The organism is Paenibacillus sp. FSL H8-0104 (assembly GCF_038050215.1).
Lineage (GTDB): Bacteria > Bacillota > Bacilli > Paenibacillales > Paenibacillaceae > Paenibacillus > Paenibacillus amylolyticus.
The window spans coordinates 6,616,836-6,635,238 of sequence record NZ_JBBOTC010000001.1 but is presented as its reverse complement, the minus strand read 5'-3'; the positions used below and the strand labels follow the sequence as shown (position 1 = coordinate 6,635,238).

18 protein-coding genes are annotated in these 18,403 nt (G+C 47.9%); 14 read left to right on the top strand and 4 right to left on the bottom strand.

All coding sequences use genetic code 11. The features are described 5' to 3' along the window. Nucleotide 1: 1 nt before the first annotated feature. Both NST38_RS29125 and NST38_RS29120 read right to left on the bottom strand, forming a co-directional pair. On the bottom strand, nucleotides 2-1,186 hold the full coding sequence (locus tag NST38_RS29125) for a glycoside hydrolase family 130 protein (RefSeq protein WP_076251875.1): 1,185 nt from the start codon (nucleotides 1,184-1,186) through the stop codon (nucleotides 2-4). After that, complete coding sequence (locus tag NST38_RS29120) at nucleotides 1,183-2,373, bottom strand: AGE family epimerase/isomerase (protein WP_076251873.1); 1,191 nt, start codon at nucleotides 2,371-2,373, stop codon at nucleotides 1,183-1,185. Before NST38_RS29120 ends, NST38_RS29125 begins: the two co-directional genes overlap by 4 nt. Before the next feature lie 224 nt (nucleotides 2,374-2,597). Here NST38_RS29120 and NST38_RS29115 point away from each other — a divergent pair, with 224 nt between their 5' ends. The 10 genes from NST38_RS29115 (at nucleotide 2,598) to nikE (ending at nucleotide 13,661) form a co-directional block, all read left to right on the top strand. Next, nucleotides 2,598-3,911, top strand: coding sequence for an ABC transporter substrate-binding protein (locus NST38_RS29115; protein WP_047840861.1), 1,314 nt, complete (start codon nucleotides 2,598-2,600; stop codon nucleotides 3,909-3,911). A 195-nt stretch (nucleotides 3,912-4,106) separates the two neighbouring features. Further along, entirely contained in the window at nucleotides 4,107-4,994 is an 888-nt protein-coding gene (locus tag NST38_RS29110) for a carbohydrate ABC transporter permease (protein ID WP_017691677.1), read from the top strand. 2 nt (nucleotides 4,995-4,996) lie between these two features. Next, nucleotides 4,997-5,830, top strand: a complete 834-nt coding sequence (locus tag NST38_RS29105) for a carbohydrate ABC transporter permease (protein WP_076251871.1) — start codon at nucleotides 4,997-4,999, stop codon at nucleotides 5,828-5,830. A gap of 268 nt (nucleotides 5,831-6,098) precedes the next feature. Next, a complete protein-coding gene (locus NST38_RS29100; protein WP_076251869.1) occupies nucleotides 6,099-7,136 on the top strand; it encodes a glycoside hydrolase family 130 protein in 1,038 nt (345 codons plus the stop codon). Between the two features lie 5 nt (nucleotides 7,137-7,141). Continuing rightward, the gene (locus NST38_RS29095) at nucleotides 7,142-8,083 is read left to right on the top strand and encodes a glycoside hydrolase family 113 (protein ID WP_076252221.1); all 942 of its coding nucleotides are present in this window, start codon (nucleotides 7,142-7,144) and stop codon (nucleotides 8,081-8,083) included. A 293-nt stretch (nucleotides 8,084-8,376) separates the two neighbouring features. Then, nucleotides 8,377-10,011 carry a nickel ABC transporter substrate-binding protein gene (gene nikA / locus NST38_RS29090; protein ID WP_076252219.1) on the top strand — a complete coding sequence of 545 codons (1,635 nt, stop codon included), beginning with the start codon at nucleotides 8,377-8,379 and terminating at the stop codon, nucleotides 10,009-10,011. A 75-nt stretch (nucleotides 10,012-10,086) separates the two neighbouring features. Continuing rightward, on the top strand, nucleotides 10,087-11,031 hold the full coding sequence (nikB, locus tag NST38_RS29085; protein WP_076251867.1) for a nickel ABC transporter permease subunit NikB: 945 nt from the start codon (nucleotides 10,087-10,089) through the stop codon (nucleotides 11,029-11,031). Further along, nucleotides 11,028-11,858, top strand: coding sequence for a nickel ABC transporter permease subunit NikC (gene nikC, locus NST38_RS29080; RefSeq protein ID WP_036606611.1), 831 nt, complete (start codon nucleotides 11,028-11,030; stop codon nucleotides 11,856-11,858). The genes nikB and nikC overlap by 4 nt, the downstream gene beginning before the upstream one ends. Before the next feature lie 39 nt (nucleotides 11,859-11,897). Continuing rightward, complete coding sequence (nikD, locus tag NST38_RS29075) at nucleotides 11,898-12,704, top strand: nickel import ATP-binding protein NikD (RefSeq protein ID WP_076251865.1); 807 nt, start codon at nucleotides 11,898-11,900, stop codon at nucleotides 12,702-12,704. A 156-nt stretch (nucleotides 12,705-12,860) separates the two neighbouring features. Further along, nucleotides 12,861-13,661 (top strand): nickel import ATP-binding protein NikE, encoded by an 801-nt coding sequence (gene nikE, locus NST38_RS29070; RefSeq protein WP_076251863.1) that lies wholly within the window; start codon nucleotides 12,861-12,863, stop codon nucleotides 13,659-13,661. 477 nt (nucleotides 13,662-14,138) lie between these two features. Here nikE and NST38_RS29065 read toward each other — a convergent pair whose 3' ends face one another. Continuing rightward, entirely contained in the window at nucleotides 14,139-14,717 is a 579-nt protein-coding gene (locus NST38_RS29065; RefSeq protein ID WP_076251861.1) for an NAD(P)H-dependent oxidoreductase, read from the bottom strand. A 310-nt stretch (nucleotides 14,718-15,027) separates the two neighbouring features. Beyond that, the gene (locus NST38_RS29060; protein ID WP_076252217.1) at nucleotides 15,028-15,618 is read right to left on the bottom strand and encodes a TetR/AcrR family transcriptional regulator; all 591 of its coding nucleotides are present in this window, start codon (nucleotides 15,616-15,618) and stop codon (nucleotides 15,028-15,030) included. 160 nt (nucleotides 15,619-15,778) lie between these two features. Between NST38_RS29060 and NST38_RS29055 the strand changes: the two genes are divergently transcribed. The 4 genes from NST38_RS29055 (at nucleotide 15,779) to NST38_RS29040 (ending at nucleotide 18,392) form a co-directional block, all read left to right on the top strand. Continuing rightward, on the top strand, nucleotides 15,779-16,762 hold the full coding sequence (locus NST38_RS29055; RefSeq protein ID WP_076251859.1) for a phosphotransferase family protein: 984 nt from the start codon (nucleotides 15,779-15,781) through the stop codon (nucleotides 16,760-16,762). An 18-nt stretch (nucleotides 16,763-16,780) separates the two neighbouring features. Then, entirely contained in the window at nucleotides 16,781-17,779 is a 999-nt protein-coding gene (locus NST38_RS29050; RefSeq protein ID WP_047840852.1) for a glycosyltransferase, read from the top strand. A gap of 53 nt (nucleotides 17,780-17,832) precedes the next feature. Beyond that, the gene (locus NST38_RS29045; RefSeq protein WP_076251857.1) at nucleotides 17,833-18,117 is read left to right on the top strand and encodes a YesK family protein; all 285 of its coding nucleotides are present in this window, start codon (nucleotides 17,833-17,835) and stop codon (nucleotides 18,115-18,117) included. A gap of 113 nt (nucleotides 18,118-18,230) precedes the next feature. After that, complete coding sequence (locus NST38_RS29040) at nucleotides 18,231-18,392, top strand: hypothetical protein (protein ID WP_017691697.1); 162 nt, start codon at nucleotides 18,231-18,233, stop codon at nucleotides 18,390-18,392. Nucleotides 18,393-18,403: the final 11 nt, after the last annotated feature.

The window sequence follows — 18,403 nt, the reverse complement described above, 5'->3', positions numbered from 1 at the left end:
GTTATGTCAATTGTTTCTGTAAAAGCTTCTCATTCTGTTCTATCAGCTGACCCCGCTGGCTGGCACAGTCCAGGGAACGATAAGGATCAGCCGGTGTATTGAACGTATAATCGACCAGTTTCTCCAGAGTGGTTGTTGCCACATGACAGCGAGTATCACTGGATGCGTAATAGATAAAGACTTCTTCTTTCTCATTGACCACAGCACCATTGCAGAAAATAACATTGGACACATCGCCTACCCGCTCATCGTCATAAGGGGCAATGAAGTGGCCGCCCGGTTTGGCAATCACATGCGTTGGATCATTCAGATCCGTAGCGAATGTGTATAACACGTAACGCAGGCCTGCTGCAGTGTTCCGAACCCCGTGAGCAATGTGAATCCAGCCACGATCCGTTTTGAGCGGAGCAGGGCCTTGGCCGTTTTTGACCTCATATACCGTATGATATTGCCGTTCATCAATAACCGTCTCTTCATGAATGACCGGGTTCAAGATATCCTCACACAGTCCGAAGGCGATTCCGCCGCCACTGCCTGTTGAGATGAATCCGTCCTGTGGACGGGTGTAGAAGGCATACTTTCTATCCACGAATTCCGGGTGCAAAACTACATTGCGCTGTTGAGGGGAATTCGTTGTGATGTTGGGCAACCGTTCCCAGCTTGTGAGATCCCGTGTCCGAACCAGTCCTGCCTGTGCCACTGCGCTGGACGTATCAAATGCAGGAGCCTCCGGGTCTTTGCGTTCCGAGCAATAGATGCCATAGATCCAGCCATCTTCATGTTGAACGAGGCGCATATCATACTGATTGGTTTCATCCGCATCGATATCTTCCCAGACCAATGGTTTACCCGTGAAACGGAATCCGTCGATACCATTATCGCTCTCGGCGAGCGCGAAGATTGATTTGCGATCCAATCCTTCCGTACGAATGACCATGACGTATTTGCCATTGAAATAGATGGCTCCCGGATTCAGTGTAGCGTTGATACCGAGACGCTCCATAAAATGCGGGTTCGTCGTCTCATCCAAATCGAATCTCCAATGCAGCGGTACATGATGACGAGTGATAACCGGATATTGGTACCGATCGTATATGCCGTTGTAGAAGGAAGAATTGATCTCATTAGGGCGACTAAGTAACTGCTCCTGTTTCTCCAGTAACTCCTTGTATTTCGGGTGTATCATTCTGATCCCATCCTCTCGATTAGTTCAATACAGAATCTGCTATTGTGATACGGGCATTTCCACGGTCCGGCAATTTCGCTCTGATCCGGTGTTCCGTTGCCGTCAACCGACCAGTACCATTCCCCGCCAGCGCGCTGATCAATGATGTTTTCTTTTGTATAGGTCCACAAGCGTTCCACTCTCTCCAGAAACAATGGATCACCTGTACGCTGATATGCATTATAGAAGCCCACCATCGCCTCGGCCTGAACCCACCAAATTCGCTTCTCATCGATATGTTCACCTTCTTGTTCATTTAACAGGGAACCATCCGCATTCACGGCTACATTGGAGATGTTATAGGCAATATCCGTAACCATCGCTGCATACTCCGGATGTTGTTCCATCCCCAGAACTTTCAGTGCTTCGTCGATCAGCCAGCTGGCTTCAATGTCATGTCCGAACGAGCGCAGATCGATGATGGATTCCCACTGTTTGTTGAAAAATACCCCGAGAAACTTGGTGTCTTGGTCATACACCCGTTCATATAGAATTCCGAGCAGGCGTTCCAGCGCCGCCTTCACTTGTTGATCCGGCCACACGCGATAGAGCGTGGTGTAGGCTTCCAGCACATGGATATGCGTATTCATTGTGTAATCCGCAATAACCCCATTTTCGCTCAGCATTTCATTGGGCTGTTCCCTCCATGTGCGATCAAATTGTTCCTTGTACGCAGGTAGTTCGGCATCCAGACCTTTGTCCTCGATTAGAGCAAAAAGCGTTTTCGCAAGTTCCAATGCAGAAGCATCCCCGGTAGCGCGATAGTACTCACTGAGTGAATACACGCCGAATGATTGCGTATACACATGTTTGCTCGTATCCAGTGCTTCCCCTGTGTAATCTACCATCCAGTACATGCCGCCATATTCGGTATCCATCACATGATCGGCGAGAAAACGGTATGCATGTTCAGCATGCTCACGCCATCTCTCGTTTCCGGTAACCCGATACGCTGCTGCAAAAGACCAGAGTTGCCGTGCCGTGGCGATCCCGCCTTTGGGTGCCTGTTGATTAACCTGAAGATCGTTGCCAACCCAGCCGTAGAATCCACCGTGGGTTGTATCTTTTAGGTTGGACCAGAAGGGTAAAATCTGCTTCTCCCAATGCTCCTTAATCTCAGATTGAAGTTCGGTTGTTTTTGTATTCATAAATGAGCGCTCCTTCAAAATAGTGCATCAATCTAATTAAATTAAGTTAACGGTAACTTTATTAAATAATATTAGTGCCCTGAAAAACAGATGTCAACGAATTAACTCGCAATTTTTCTTGTTAAGTTATAAATAATTTAATTGACAGGTAAGCGTTACCATAATAGAATTCATTTTGTAACCTTAACGATAACTTAATTAACTTAAGAGAGGGGTCGAAACAATTGAAAAAAAACAAAGGTTGGATGATGTTGCTGACGATGTTGCTCATCACTTCGCTACTTGCTGCATGTTCATCCGGAGGTGGATCTTCGCAGGCAGGGGAGGAGATCAGCACAGATCCGGCAGATATCAAAGGTGAAATAACCGTTCTGACGCAACGTACAGATATTGTTGATACCGTATTCAAAGACTACGCAGCAGAGTTCAACAAGGAATATCCTGATGTCAAAGTTAACTTTCAGGCGCTGGCCGACTACGAAGGACAAGTTAAAATCCGTATGAGCACCAAGGATTATGGTGATGTACTGATGATCCCGACCAGTGTTCCGATCGCGGATATCCCGGACTTCTTCGAGCCGCTTGGCACGTACGATGAACTGAAAGACAAATACACGGCTATTGAAGAACGCATGGTGGATGGTCAGGTATACGGTATCCCTACCGTGATTACGTTCTCCGGAATCATTTATAACAAACAGGTCTTCAAAGACGCAGGCATTATGGAAGTTCCCAAAACACCGGAGCAATTCCAGGCTGCGCTTCAACTGGTCAAAGACAATACAGATGCGGTTCCGCTCTACACCAACTATGCATCCGGCTGGGCTCTCACCCAATGGGAATCGGATCTGCCAACCGTTGCAGGCAGTGTGGATTACGTTAACGTGGACCAACCGAACACAGATGAGAACTTTGTGCCTGGTCAGCCGCATTATGAACTATATAAAGTGCTCTTTGATGCAGCCAAGAACGGTCTAATCGAGAAAGATCCAACAACAACCGACTGGGAAAGCTCCAAAGCAGATCTTGCCAAAGGCAAAATTGCCACAATGGCACTGGGCTCTTGGGCCATCACACAGATCCAAGGTATGACGGATACCCCGGACGACATTGGATTCTTACCATTCCCAACCAATGCTAGTGAGGTTGTGGTTCCGCTCTCCGCCGACTATAACATCGGCATGAACGTAAACAGTGAGAATAAACCTGCTGCCAAAGCCTGGATTGACTGGTTCCTGGCGAAATCGAACTATGCAGTTGAACAGGGCGGCGGTATGGATGCAGACAAAAACGCGGAATTACCACCAATTTTGGATCAATATAAAGATGTGAAATTCTCCACGCTTACACCTGCCAAAGAAGGTCAGGAAGGTCTGGTTGACAAGATTGATAACGAAGGCGAAATCGGTCTCTGGCAGCCTGACTTCAAGAAACGCATTATCGAAGCAGGTATTGGGAACCGCAAGGAATCGTATGACGACATCATGAAAGATCTGAACGACAAGTGGGTCAAAGCAAGAGCAGAACTCACGAAATAATTGGATTAACGTAAGTGGATCAGGTGATGAATGGACTGCGGGGATATAGGAATCCATATATGAATGGAGCATGGAATATGTGGTATTTGAAAGCATGGTACCCATGCTCTTCCCCGGCAGTTATTCCGCAGGAATTCCATTGGACGGGAGTCTTTCGATATATAGGCGGGAGAACCGCTTGGAGGTGTGGAGAGCATGAAGTACTTAAAACTTTCGAATTGGGGCTACTCAGCGCAACGCATATTTATTATCTGTGCCTTCTCAATTATTCCGCTGGCGTTGCTGTTCACGTTTGCATACTTACCGGTCATCAACATGTTCAAATACAGTTTCACCGATTGGAACGGATACAGTAAAAGGTTCGATTATGTTGGCTTTGAGAACTACACGCGCATATTCAGTGATCCCGAATACTTCAAAGTATTTATTGTCAGCTTGTATTACTTCGTGGCTACGTTCTTACAGATGGGCTTGGCGCTTTACTTTGCCACCATTCTGAGTTTCAAAGTTCGAGGCAAAAACTTCTTCAAAGGCATACTGTTTTTCCCTTATTTGCTGAATGGGGTAGCCATCGGTTTTATCTTCCTCTTTTTCTTCAAACCGGACGGTACACTCGATATGCTCATGCATGCTGTAGGGCTGGGACAATACACGCAGCTCTGGCTCGGTAATCCGAATATTATCAACGTGTCACTCGCAGGTGCATCAGTATGGAGATACATGGGCTTCAACTTTATCATTTTCCTGGGTGCAATCTCTTCCATTCCGAAGGATGTGTATGAAGCATCCGATATTGATGGCGCCAATCGCTGGCAGCAATTCCGCCACATCATCCTGCCAAGCATTACACGTATCCTGCAGCTCAACCTGATCTTGGCGATTAGCGGCGCAATTAGTGCGTTCGATATTCCATATATCATGACCGATGGTTCCAACGGCAGTATGACATTTGTAATCCAGACGGTTCATTTGGCGTTTAAATATGGCAAGCTGGGACTGGCATCCGCCATGGCTGTGGTGCTGCTCTTGATCGTTATTCTCGTTACGCTTGTGCAGCGCGTCACCATGAAAGGGGAGGAATAAACGTGACACAACTCAAATACACCCTTGCGAGCGTGGTTAAATATGCTTCCCTGGTGCTTGCGGCGTTTATCGCGCTGTTACCGATCGTGGTCATCCTGTTTGCATCTCTCAAAACGAATGCGGAATACGCTACCAGCAGCCCGCTTGCCCCGCCAGCCAACTGGCTGAACTTCGCGAACTATGCGAAGGCTTTTGTGGATGGCAACATGCTGGTTGGTTTCAAAAATACAATTATTATCCTGATCATCTCTATTATAGGAGCGACCTTAACGGGCTCCATGATCGCGTATGTGCTGGATCGGTTCAAATTCAAAGGTAAGAAAATCATGGTCGCGGCATTCCTGCTCGCTACCCTGATTCCAAGTGTTACGACACAGGTCGCCACATTCCAGATCATCAACGCGCTCGACCTGTTCAACACACGCTGGGCGGCCATCGTGATGTATCTGGGTACAGATATCATCGCGGTTTATATTTTCTTGCAGTTCCTGTGCTCCATCTCAAGTGCACTGGATGAATCCGCCATGCTGGACGGCGCTTCGTACTTCACGATCTACTGGAAAATCATTCTGCCACTGCTGAAACCGGCCATTGTAACGGTCATTATCGTGAAGGGTGTGAACATCTATAACGACTTCTACACACCGTTCCTGTACATGCCAAAGACCGATCTACAGGTCATATCCACCGCCTTGTTCAAATTCAAGGGACCGTTTGGATCGCAGTGGGAAGTCATCAGCGCCGGCATCATGATCGCCATTATTCCAACGATGATCATCTTCCTGCTGTTACAGAAGTACATCTACAATGGCTTCGCGCAAGGCTCAGTTAAATAAAAAAACGAAAGGCTATATGAAATGCATATGAGAATACACAGGAACGAAGAGGACAGAAAAAAGCTGGAGAAACGGAGGGGACGCTAAAAGCTTTCTGAAAGAAAGCGCGCTCCGTAAGCATACGCTATAACCGGATTTTTCCCTTTTATAAGGGGATCAAAAAAAATCTGGGGATAACGGCGATCGGAAGGTTGTTCTGTCATCAAAGTGGTCTAGTGCAATTTTAAGTATTCATTTCATAAAGCCTAACCGAAGGGAGAAATGAAAAATGTCAGTTGCCGAAACGAAAAACGTACACATTGTTGGGGATGCTTTGCTGAATATGCCGTGGGAGAACAAACCGGAGGGAACGGAAGGCCCGGTATGGAGACATTCGGCGAACCCGGTGGTTCCGCGTAATCCGGTCAAAGGCATTGCCCGCATTTTCAACAGTGCTGTTGTACCATATGAAGGAAAATTCATTGGTGTATTCCGCGCCGAAACCGTTAATGGACGTCCACACCTTCACATGGGCGCAAGCGAAGATGGTCTGGAGTGGACAATTGAAGAGGAACGCATTGCATTTGTAGATGAAAATGGCGATCCGTTTATGCCGAACTATGCGTACGATCCACGTTTGGTCAAAGTCGAGGACACGTATTACATCATCTGGTGTACAGACTTCTACGGCGCAGCACTGGGCCTGGCCAAAACAGATGACTTCAAAACATTTGTCCGCCTCGAAAATCCAATGCTGCCGTTTAACCGTAATGGCGTGTTATTCCCACGCAAAATCAACGATAACTATGTAATGTTGTCCAGACCAAGTGACAGTGGACACACGCCATTCGGGGACATTTTCCTGAGTGAAAGCCCGGATCTCGTGTATTGGGGCAAGCATCGTCATGTGATGAGCAAGGGCGGCCAAGGCTGGTGGCAATCGGTAAAAATTGGCGGCGGGCCTGCTCCGATCGAAACGTCCGAAGGCTGGCTGATGTTCTACCATGGCGTCACTGGGACCTGTAATGGTTTTGTCTATAGCATGGGTGCGGTCATTCTGGATCTGGATGAGCCCTCCAAAGTAAAATATCGTTCCTCCAACTTTGTGCTGACACCGGAAAAATGGTACGAAGAACAAGGTTTCGTTGATAACGTCATCTTCCCGTGTGCAACACTGCATGATGCCGAGACCGGACGTATCGCTATCTATTACGGCGCCGCCGACACGTATGTGGGCGTGGCTTACACAACCATCGAAGAGATCGTGAACTATGTGATCGAGACGGATGAAGTCATCGCCGGAGATCATGAAGAGGGCAAGCTGTAATGCATATGGATTATATCAAGGGATTTACATTTGGCTGGATGAGTGGCAAGGGTGACTTCCGTAAGCCGGAAGCCAAAGAATCTTTGCGCCTGATGGCAGAACGTACAGGCAGTTCTCATGTTATTTTTGCACTGGCGGCACATCAGGATCATCCGCAGGCGGTAGAGGTCAAGTATCGGGGCACACATCTGGTGGAGGATGATGAACTGGTGGACATGATGCGTTATGCCCGTACACTCGGGCTGCGTGTCATTCTGAAACCAACCGTCAATTGTACCGATGGCACATGGCGTGCACATATTAACTTTTTTGATATCGATGTACCTTGTGAGCCGAAGTGGAAGGATTGGTTCCGTAGCTACACAGCATTTCAGAAGCATTATGCAGCGATTGCAGAGCAGGAAAAGTGTGAGATGTTCATTGTTGGCTGTGAGATGGTGCAATCCGAGCGTCGGGATGAAGAGTGGCGCCAGGTGATCGCCGGTGTGCGTGAAGTGTATACTGGGCTGGTGTCATACAACACGGACAAATATCAGGAAGGTCATGTGAAATGGTGGGATGCCGTGGATGTCATCTCTTCCAGTGGTTACTATCCCATCGGAGATTGGGAGGCACAGCTGGATCGCATTGAACAGGCGATTGCTCCCTATGGCAAACCCTTTTTCTTCGCGGAAGCAGGCTGTCCCAGCCGCAACGGATCGGCCCAGGTTCCAAACGATTGGGGGCTGGAAGGCGAAGTCAGCGCGGAGGAACAGGAGCGTTTCTATGAAGCGATGTTCCGGCATGTCAGTCAGCGTGACTGGGTGCGCGGATTCGGTCTATGGGATTGGAGCGCACATCTGCATGCGGAGAAGGATGCGCTGACCGATGACGGATACGGGGTGTATGGTAAGCCCGCGGAGAAGGTTATTCGTCGGTTCTATGAGGGCATCGCTGTAGAAGTTTAAATGAGAAACAAGAAGGCGTATGAAGATGGATTTCAGTGATATATCTGCATATGTACTTTCGTGATTTCCATGCTGTGAGCAAGGAATAACAGATTATGATGGAGCTTATTTTTTTAGTTGTAATTCACATTCATGTCAAGAAGCCTTTACTCCCACAGGAAAGGTTTTTTGGCTATTTTAGTAACAACACATACCATGTCGAATTTTGTTGACAAAAGGAGGGCTCCTGCCTATTCTTAATGGATGAATATGATAATCATTATCATAAAATAGAGAAAAGGGGTTCAACATTCATGTCTGTACAACATCGCAAATCTTCGGCCCTCACGCTGGCAACTATGCTCTTGTTGCTACTCGTTATTGTGGGTTGCAGCAATACAGGAAGTGGAGATGAATCCTCATCTGCTGCTTCGGATCAAACATCTACGAAGTCGATTACGATGTCATGGCCACGTGATATCGGTACAATGAATCCGCACACGTACAATCCTTCGCAATTATTTGCCCAATCCATGCTCTATGAGCCACTGATCAGTTACCAGAAGGACGGAAAACTGGAACCTGCGCTGGCAGAATCATGGACCATCTCCGATGACGGCAAAGTATATACATTTAAGCTTCGCCAAGGTGTGAAATTCTCAGATGGTACACCATTTAATGCTGAGATTGTGAAAAAGAATTTTGATGCTGTGATGAAAAATAAAGCTACACATAGCTGGCTGGGCATTGTAGGTGTGCTCGACAAGACAGAGGTTGTGGACGACCACACGTTCCGGTTGACACTCACAGAGCCGTACTATCCTGTTCTTCAGGATTTGTCTGTGGTTCGTCCTTTCCGCTTCCTGGGTGAAGCCGGATTCCCGGATGACGGAGATACATCCCAAGGCATCAAAGAGCCAGTTGGAACGGGCCCGTGGATGCTGGCTGATTACAAGCAGGACGAATATGCTGTTTTCAAACGCAACCCGAATTATTGGGGAACCGCACCGAAGGTGGATCAGATTACGGTTAAGATCATCCCTGATGCAGAAACCCGCGTGCTTGCTTTTGAAAAAGGTGATCTCGACCTGATCTATGGTGAAGGTATGATCAGTCTGGATGCGTTCCAACAGCTTCGTGACAACGATAAATATGTGAGTCAGCTGTCTGATCCGGTAGGTACGCGAGATCTGCTGCTGAATTCCTCCAATCCGAAGCTGTCTGATCTCAGAGTACGGATGGCGCTCCAGCAAGGATTTAACAAAAAAGCGATGGTGGAAGGCATCACTCTGGGTCTGGAAGAACCGGCAGATACGGCACTATCCAAAAACTACCCATACACCAATGTTGACCTGAAACCGATCGAATATAATGTGGAACAATCCAAAGCTTTATTGGATGAAGCGGGTTGGAAGATGCCTGCGAATGGTAGCGTTCGTGAGAAAGACGGCCAACAGCTTGAATTCGAAATGATTTTTGACAAGACGGACCCGATTCAGAAAGCGATGGCTGAGACCATTCAGGCGGAATGGAGCGAGCTTGGGGTTAAAGTAAACCTCACTGGGCTGGAACTGACGGTACAGATCAAACGTTTGAAAGCCAATGATTTTGACCTGTATTTCTGGTACAACTATGGTGCTCCGTATGATCCACATTCCTTCATTAACGTTGTAGCGAGCCCAGGATTTGGTATCTCTGAGACGCTCAGTGCCTTGCCGATGAAAAAGGAACTGGACGAGCAGGTACATGCCGCACTATCATCAACAGATGAGACGAAACGTCAGGAGCTGTATGGCTCCATCCTGACAACACTTCAGGAACAATCGGCGATTGTCCCCATCTCGTATGTTAAGAAAACGGCGGTATATCAGAAGAAAATTTCCAACTTTATTTTCCCGGCAAACCGTGATGAGAATCCGTTTGTAGGCATTGAATTGGGCAACCAATAAGTTGTATTTACTTTAATTTCGGAGTGGTAAGGCCTTGGCAAGGTCATGTAGCTTGATAAAAGGGAGGAAGTTTTGTTGATCAGTTATATCGGTAAACGAATGATCGCGATCATTCCTATCGTATTTATCGCTACACTTGTTACCTTTGCGCTTATTCATATATCGCCAGTTGATCCAGCCGAGGCTTATCTGACAGCCGCTCATATCTATCCAACACCGGAGCTGCTTGCGCAAAAGCGGCATGAGTTCGGTCTGGATCAGTCTTTATTAACCCAGTATGTGCATACGATTCAGAAGATTGCCAAGCTCGACTTTGGCACCTCATATCTCACCAACAAACCCGTATGGGATGAAGTGAAACTAAGGATTCCCGCTACGGCTGAACTAGCCTTCTGGAGTATATTGTTATCGGCTTTGGTGAGTATTCCCTTGGGAATACTGGCGGCGGTGTATAAGAATAGCTGGATTGACATGGTCAGTCGTGCGATTTCCTATTTAGGAGCATCTATTCCGCAATTCTGGCTCGGTTACTTGCTGATCTTCTTTTTCTCAGTGAAATTGGACTGGCTGCCTGTGGAGGGGCGTGGATCGTGGGAGAATCTGGTTCTGCCTACGATTACTCTCTCCTTGATTCTTATTGCGGTCTACACCCGATTGTTACGTTCCAGTGTACTGGAGCAATTGCAGGAGACATATGTACAGTATGCGAGAACACGCGGAATTCGCGAAAGAGTGATTATGCTCAAGCATGTCCTGAAAATCGCCATATCGCCCCTTATTACAGGAATGGGGATGAGTATGGGCAAGCTGCTCACAGGCACCATTATTGTAGAGCAGGTGTTTTCCTGGCCTGGGTTCGGACGTTATTTTGTCGATGCGATATTTAATCGGGATATTCCCGTTATTCAATGTTATGTCTTCCTGGCGGCCTGCCTGTTCATCGTATGCAATCTGCTCGTTGATCTGGTGCAGCTCGTTATGGACCCACGGATTTCAGCGAAAGGACGGGCAGAACATTGATAAACAAATGGCGTGCGGTATTTAAAGGGCAGAGAGCCATCCAGATCTGCTCGGTGATCATATTGCTTTTCTTCGTGATCGCGTTATTAGCCCCATGGATTGCTCCTCATGACCCGGTGAAGGTGAATCTGTTGCAGAAGCTGGCGAGTCCATCGCTTGAGCATTGGCTCGGAACGGATCATCTGGGACGCGACAATCTCACTAGGCTGATGTATGGAGCGAGAGTGTCGCTTGGATTTGCTACCCTGATCTTCCTGTCATCTTTGCTCATAGGTGTCATTGTAGGTTCAATCTCCGGTTACCTTGGTGGTTGGGTGGACAGTCTGTTGATGCGCTTGTGTGAAGGCATTATGGCGTTTCCGAATCTGGTGCTGGTACTCGGTATTGTAGGGATCTTTGGTCCAGGTTTGATGCAGGTGCTTCTAGCACTCATGATGGTACAGTGGGTGTATTATGCACGTATCTGCCGGAACATGGTCGTTAGTCTGAAAGAACGGAACTTCATCGCAGCGGCGCGGATTAGCGGCTCCTCTTCGTGGACGATTATTCGGAAACATATCATCCCCAACGTGCAGCGTCCGATCGTTGTGATGGGTACTCTGGAGATGGGGTGGGCGATTATGGATATATCTGCTCTGTCTTTCCTGGGACTCGGTATTCAACCACCGAATGCAGAATGGGGCGCTATGATTCATGAGGGGACAGGTTATATTCGCAGTCATCCGGAGTTGATGATCTACCCGGGGGCATTGATTCTGCTCGTAGTCATTACGTTCAACATTTTGGGAGAAGCGTTATCCGAGCGTTATGGCATTGCAAAAAGGTAGTGGTTCGGAATCGAAGGCATATGAGGGGTGAACGTAACGATGGATGATGCAGCGAAGGTACTCGAAGTTCGTGGTCTGCAAGTGAATCTAAGAACAGCGGAGGGTTCAGTCCCGTTACTGGAGCCCATTGATTTTGAATTGAAAAAAGGTCGTGTCTTCGGTCTCGTCGGTGAGAGTGGCAGCGGTAAGACCGTTACATGTAACGCGTTGCTCCATCTGCTTGATCCGCGCAGGATGGAAGTGTCGGGCAGCATCCACCTGAATGGACGGGAGCTTGGCTCGTTGTCAGGTGAGGAGATGCGGCGCATCCGCGGCAAGGAAATCGGATTTATTATGCAGAATCCGATGAATGCTTTTACACCCGTATATACGATTGGATCTCAATTCATTGAAACCTTGCGTACGCATACGGGAATGTCCAGAGCAGCTGCCAGGGAGCGGGCCATTGCTGCCTTGGCAGATATGAACTTACCCGAACCAGCTAAACTGATGAAGCGATATCCCTTCCAACTGAGTGGCGGTATGTTGCAGCGTGTGATGATCGCCATATCGATGTGCCTGCGACCGGCTTTGGTTATTGCTGATGAACCAACGACGGCACTGGATGTCGTGAATCAGTTCAAGGTGCTTCAGGAATTGGATCGGCTACGTACGGAGTATGGCACATCCATCTTGCTCATCTCCCACGATCTGGGCGTGATCTCGCAAATGGCGGATGAAGTCGCGGTCATGCAGAAGGGGCGAATTGTGGAGCAGGCAGATGTGTACCAACTGTTCGATCACCCGCAGCATGAGTATACCCGGATGTTGTTAAATGCCAGACCCAGTATGTCTTTGGGACGATAGCGAATGACAGATGTGATGAAGCGTTCAGTGAGTGTTTAGATCGGGTATGAACTGTATTTTGAGTGGGTAGCGGAGGGGTGGAATGAACATGGTGATGTTTAAATTCGGCTTCTTCGGAGATTGCTTCTGCCAAGTACAAGAGAGGAGGATGACCTGATGCTTCAGGTACGTGGAGTAAGCCATAGCTATGGCAAACGCAACTGGCTGGATCGTTCGGGAGCGCGTCCTCCTGTGCTGGCAGATATCTCACTTACGATCGAAAAGGGTATGTGTCTGGGGCTCCTGGGTACGAGCGGGGCAGGTAAAAGTACCTTGGGTAAAATCATTCTTGGTCTGGAGAAGCCCAGCCAGGGTCAGGTTTTGTTTCAGGGTCAGGATATCTATCGATCCAGCAAACCCGTGCTTAAGGGATTACGGCGCGATCTGCAGGTCGTATTCCAGGACTGTTATTCGGCTGTGAATCCACTCATGACTGCCGCGCAGATCATCGGTGAGCCACTGGATAATTACGAGCGATTTTCGGCAAAAGAACAACTTCGTGTGGTCGGACAACTGCTTGAGCAGGTTGGGCTTACACCTGAGGATGGGAGCAAGCTTCCGCACCAGTTCAGCGGTGGGCAATTACAGCGAGTTAACATCGCACGAGCCATTGCGCTCAAGCCAAAGTTAATCGTACTGGACGAGTCGATCAGCAGCCTGGATATGGTGCACCAGACGCAAATCCTATCCTTACTGGGAGAGTTAAGAGCATCCTACGGGTTGTCTTACCTTTTTATCACACATGACATTCGAGCTGCCATGACGATCTGTGACCGCATTGCCGTGATGGATCAGGGAAAGCTGGTATATAGCGGTGATGCCGGGGATTCGGTAATGCAGTCTGATCATCCGGCTGTGCAGCAGTTGGTTACAGCTATTTTGCCTGAGCATCCATCAGGTCGTATTTCGTTTAGGTAATGCGTTGTTTGTATTTGTAGATGGGCAAGTCGCTAACGAACCGAGTCAGTGTTAAATGGCGATTTAGCGTGGAATGCAAAATGTAACGAACCTCAGTGAAGTTATTCCGGTGCAAACTAGTTTAAAATCATTAAATGATACACAGATCGAGGATATAACGCGTCTACGATTCGTTAAACCTCAGACTTATCGGAAATGGCGCTAATAACGTGTTTACGGTTCGTTAGATCATAATGAATACTAAAAGGGTTGTCCCCTACGTCTTGTTCAAGACGTAGGGGACAACCCTTTTTTTGTAACTGGGAATAGGCACATTTCTGCTTTCTGTTATAAGTCAGACTATAATTACAATTGTGCCACTTGCAGATTACAGGACTACCTTCAAATTGCGCGTATCCACAGATTTTTGATTTAACTTACAACGTGAAAATCTGGAGAGAAGTATATACTTCCCATGAGGCTTTCTTGCAGAAATCTTTACCCCATCTTCCGCCCAAGCTGCTCAATCTTATCAAGCCAATTCTTTCTCTGTTCATCTGACTTTTTACCAACTTGATCTACAGTTGTTATCCGCACAGGTTTGATGCCAGTCAGTGCAAATGTGGAGATTTTCATCATTTTATGCGCAGGCTCACCTTGGAACCATTTGAAGTACCAGCTTGGACCATCCATCGTGGTGATCATGCGAGCGGTGCGGCCTTTGAGCAGTTGATCCGGGAAAGGTTTTCCTTTTTGATACTTGAAGGCGTAACCTGGCATGAAGATTCGGTCAACGAAACCTTTCAACAGGGCAGGCGGTCCTCCCCACCAGATTGGGAATACCCATACAAGATGCTCAGCCCACTTAATCGCTTCTTGAGCTTGTAGCAAATCTGGTTCAAGTGGAAGTTTATTACGATATCCTCCCTCCAGATTCATGTTGAACGCCAACTCGTTCAGGGTGATCATGCGGACGTCGGCACCCGCCTGCACCGCACCTTTACGGTAAGCTTCGGCTAGTGCGCCGTTGTAACTGGGGGAGACGGGATTGCCTTGAATAATTAATATTTTTTTCATGGAAGATGACACGTCCTGACTATTTTAGTTAATGAACACTAACCTCATGTGCAAAAAGAAAAGGTCACGTGTGACCCGGTAATCCATTCTTATATCCTAATGGTATGCTGACGATTCTCTTTAGAAGTTATTCAACAAGTCCGTATTTGATTACAAATCATGCCTAGCAGCATCATCTGCATCGAATATGGGATTCAGCCGAAATAAGCGGAAACTTACGAAGGTTGTTTCCTTCGGAAACAATGTAGTTGCTCACGTCGTTTTCCCTACGCTCCGCTAATCCATTTCTAGCTTCATCCCATCTCCATTGTTACTCCTGGGGTATCTGCCCTAACATCGATGCAAGTCTGTGAACCGTTTCCCCCGTATAAGGTACCAACAGCTCCGGTAGTTCACCTTGCATACTGGAGACCGCCATACGTGTAATTGCACCGATCACCAGCACGGCTGTGAGCCGTGAATCCTGCTGAGGCAGTTCGCCCCGCATCATTCCCTGATCGATCAGATCCATTAACGCATCCAATGGCTGACGGTAATCCTCGCTGCTTCCGGCTTCAATGAATATTTCATGATTCTGTGAAATCAGCAGCAGTCCGTAGGGATCTTCATCATGCAGATGGAGAACCTCGGTAACCAGTTGCTTGAAGCGTTCCAACACCGGACCTTCCTGTCGAACATACCCGTCAATCAGTGCAGTATAGTCGACACAGTATTGGGTGAAGGCTTCCAGGGCAACGGCATCTTTGTTTTTAAAATGTTTGTAGATCGCCGCATCGGTTACTCCGGCGGCGTCACCGATCTCTTTGACGGATATGCCGTCAACGCCTTTGGTTGCGAACAAGCGCATCGCCGCTTGTAGGATATCTTTCTTTTTGCTATCCACATGAGATTTGTTCTTCATGATTGTATAGTAAGTGATTACTAACCAAAATGCAATAAGCAATTTTGAAACTCTGAATTGAGACACTGAATAAGCGCTTACGACCAAAGCTTGCAGGCTTGTGAGCGGCAACGTATGATGAATAGAAATCAACATCGGAGTAGCAGGGAGAACGAAATGGATGGTGGGTAGCGTGAACGAAGAGTTGGATGCATACAGCTGGGTGACGCCCGAAGGAATGCTGAATGATCAATATATAACAAGCCGTGAACAGTTGTATAAAGGAATGAACGGACGATATGTGGAGCGATTCACTGTTCCTAGCGGTGAAAGTTATATTTTCAAACCGTTAACGAATCCTGTACAGCATGGACGGGAACGATGGATGTACAAGCGTGTGATGTCTGGCTTACCACCAATCTATCCGCAACTCATTGCAGCGTCGGATCTTACCATTGCTCCAGCACAGAGCTGGATGATCTACGAGGATCTGGGGCAACTGGTACATGATTCGCAAGAAGCGACGATGCTCGGCGTAGCGGCACATATGGCAGCATGGCATGCATTGCCTGTTACGGATTGGAGTGAGCTGCCTCGCGTGGGCCAGAAACCGTCTATTCGCACAATATTGGATGAGTTGCAAATGCACAGACAATCTACGGATGACCTGTTGTCCAGACTGGATATGGGGTTGTCTTCATCGGATTGGGACAAGATTACCACGTTGATCGTCACAGCTGAGGAGCAACTTCCAACCGTTTTGTGTCACGGAGACCTGCATCCCGGTAACATGGCTGAGGTGGACGGCAGACTGGTCATCTTGGACTGGGAGCATGCCCATCTGAATACGCCACTGTGGGATATATATCATCTGGTGGATCTCTCGCATCCACTGTTTCCCAGAACGGTTACGCTTGCATTGCGAGAGCGGGTTATGGATGTTTATTTGGACAAACTGGGGAGCTTGGGCGTACAGATTGAACGGGTTTCTTTTGCAGAATGGTACGACGCTTATGCTATTGTATTCTCACTCTGGATGCTGCGTTTAATTGATGGTGACCTGAGAAGTGAGGAATGTGTGTGGCCGAAGGAACAGTTGCGTAACCAGTGGCATGAGACGGCAGCGACGCTGGAACAGTGCATGAAGCACTTGGATGAGGAATAGAAATGAGGGGTGAGAAGCTTGCGTAAAGTCGGACTTGTTATGCGTAAAATTCAATTCACGGAAGCACAGGGGCCACGCGTATTTGCGGATCGGCTGAAGCAGATTGGTCTGGAGTTGGGTGTTGATATTGTGTTCATCTCACCGGAGCGTCATGTCAGCGGATACGACTGGTTGCCGGGTTATGAGCATGAGAAAGGTGACCTGGTGAACTACGATATCGTGCTGGACCAGATTCATAGCCAAAATATAGAGCATGTCATCTACACCGTATCCGGGTTTACGTTTTTGAAGATGTTCTTACCAAAGAGTGTATTGTTCCCGCACAGTTTCCCCGATCCCGCGCTAACGGGATATGAGATGATGAAGCCATTTTATACGATGGTGGATAAAGCGATTGTACAGACGGAGTTTTTAAAAACAGAACTGGGTCGCAATTTCGGTGTACATGACGTGAACGTTATTCCGATTGGCTTTAGCGAAGAGCTGGCGAACCGGCACTATGATCCGAGTCAGGTTGTGCATAATCGGGTGCTCTGGATCGGTCGGGATGAGGCGAATCGTCGCCCGGATTTAGTTCTGGAATATGCTCGGCAGAACCCGGACAAGGAAGTATATATGGTGTTTGGCGGTGTACGCTATAAGGAAACCATGAAGAAGTACGACATTCCTTCCAACGTGAAGCTGAAGTTTGCGCTCACGCAGGATGAGATATTTACGTTGATGAACTCATCCAAGGTGTATTGGAACTGTTCGGCCTTTGATACGTTTGCGATGCCGCTGACGGAAGCGATGGCGATGGGCAAAATGGTCGTGAAACCGGAGCATGCTTGCTACGGTCACATTCGATCCACGCATGCATTTGCAGGCAACGAGGATAACTGGTTTGAACTGGTGAACATGGCTGCGGCTGCGCCGCGCAGTGTGTCAGAAGACAACCGGGAGTATGCGTTTGGTGCTTTTTCGCGCACGAAAATGAAAGAAGGGTACCGGAACTTTTTCTCGGATTGGTTGAAGTAACGTAAGGTCTGTAACAAAGGGCTTAATCCATCCAGCAACAGGAGGGGAACCTTATGGAAGTACTGATCTTGTGGACATTGGGAATGTGGGCGGTGCTGCTGCTGATTGAATGGCTTATCTACCGGTTGCAAGGACGCCGAATGACGTGGGTACAATATATATTGCCATGTGTGGCCTTGCTCGGCGGTGCCGTTGTAATCATGATCAGCATCGATATTGGCGGGTGGAACGGCATCGGATATGCCCTGCTGGGCGCATCACTGGGTACCGCGGGAATGTTAACACTCATTACGGTAGCGATCAGGGATGTAATGCTTCGGCGACGGGGCAGGAATTAAGCGTAAGAATGAAACTACTGTACAGTATGATTGAATTGGGCGAAGGGATGGTTGCGGAAACGCATTCGTCTGTGATATATTGACATTAATTATGACAAGGGAGGTGAAGACAGGTGAATCACGAGATGCTTAACAACCGTATTAGCCAGCTGCCGATTGCTATGGCTGGCATTGTTCATACTTTTCTGACCAACGGGAGAAGTCTGTCCAATTTTGAATATACGGAAGTTAACATTTGCGAGAAGATGCCTGCCTTGACCTCTTTCGGACGATAAGCGATATTGCT

What these genes read in the sequence shown, in the direction of transcription:
- NST38_RS29125 (WP_076251875.1), bottom strand. Translation starts at nt 1,186, where the DNA reads ATGATACACCCGAAATACAAGGAGTTACTGGAGAAACAGGAGCAGTTA.
- NST38_RS29120 (WP_076251873.1), bottom strand. Translation starts at nt 2,373, where the DNA reads ATGAATACAAAAACAACCGAACTTCAATCTGAGATTAAGGAGCATTGG.
- NST38_RS29110 (WP_017691677.1), top strand. Translation starts at nt 4,107, where the DNA reads ATGAAGTACTTAAAACTTTCGAATTGGGGCTACTCAGCGCAACGCATA.
- NST38_RS29100 (WP_076251869.1), top strand. Translation starts at nt 6,099, where the DNA reads ATGTCAGTTGCCGAAACGAAAAACGTACACATTGTTGGGGATGCTTTG.
- NST38_RS29095 (WP_076252221.1), top strand. Translation starts at nt 7,142, where the DNA reads ATGGATTATATCAAGGGATTTACATTTGGCTGGATGAGTGGCAAGGGT.
- nikA (WP_076252219.1), top strand. Translation starts at nt 8,377, where the DNA reads ATGTCTGTACAACATCGCAAATCTTCGGCCCTCACGCTGGCAACTATG.
- nikD (WP_076251865.1), top strand. Translation starts at nt 11,898, where the DNA reads ATGGATGATGCAGCGAAGGTACTCGAAGTTCGTGGTCTGCAAGTGAAT.
- nikE (WP_076251863.1), top strand. Translation starts at nt 12,861, where the DNA reads ATGCTTCAGGTACGTGGAGTAAGCCATAGCTATGGCAAACGCAACTGG.
- NST38_RS29065 (WP_076251861.1), bottom strand. Translation starts at nt 14,717, where the DNA reads ATGAAAAAAATATTAATTATTCAAGGCAATCCCGTCTCCCCCAGTTAC.
- NST38_RS29060 (WP_076252217.1), bottom strand. Translation starts at nt 15,618, where the DNA reads ATGAAGAACAAATCTCATGTGGATAGCAAAAAGAAAGATATCCTACAA.
- NST38_RS29055 (WP_076251859.1), top strand. Translation starts at nt 15,779, where the DNA reads ATGGTGGGTAGCGTGAACGAAGAGTTGGATGCATACAGCTGGGTGACG.
- NST38_RS29045 (WP_076251857.1), top strand. Translation starts at nt 17,833, where the DNA reads ATGGAAGTACTGATCTTGTGGACATTGGGAATGTGGGCGGTGCTGCTG.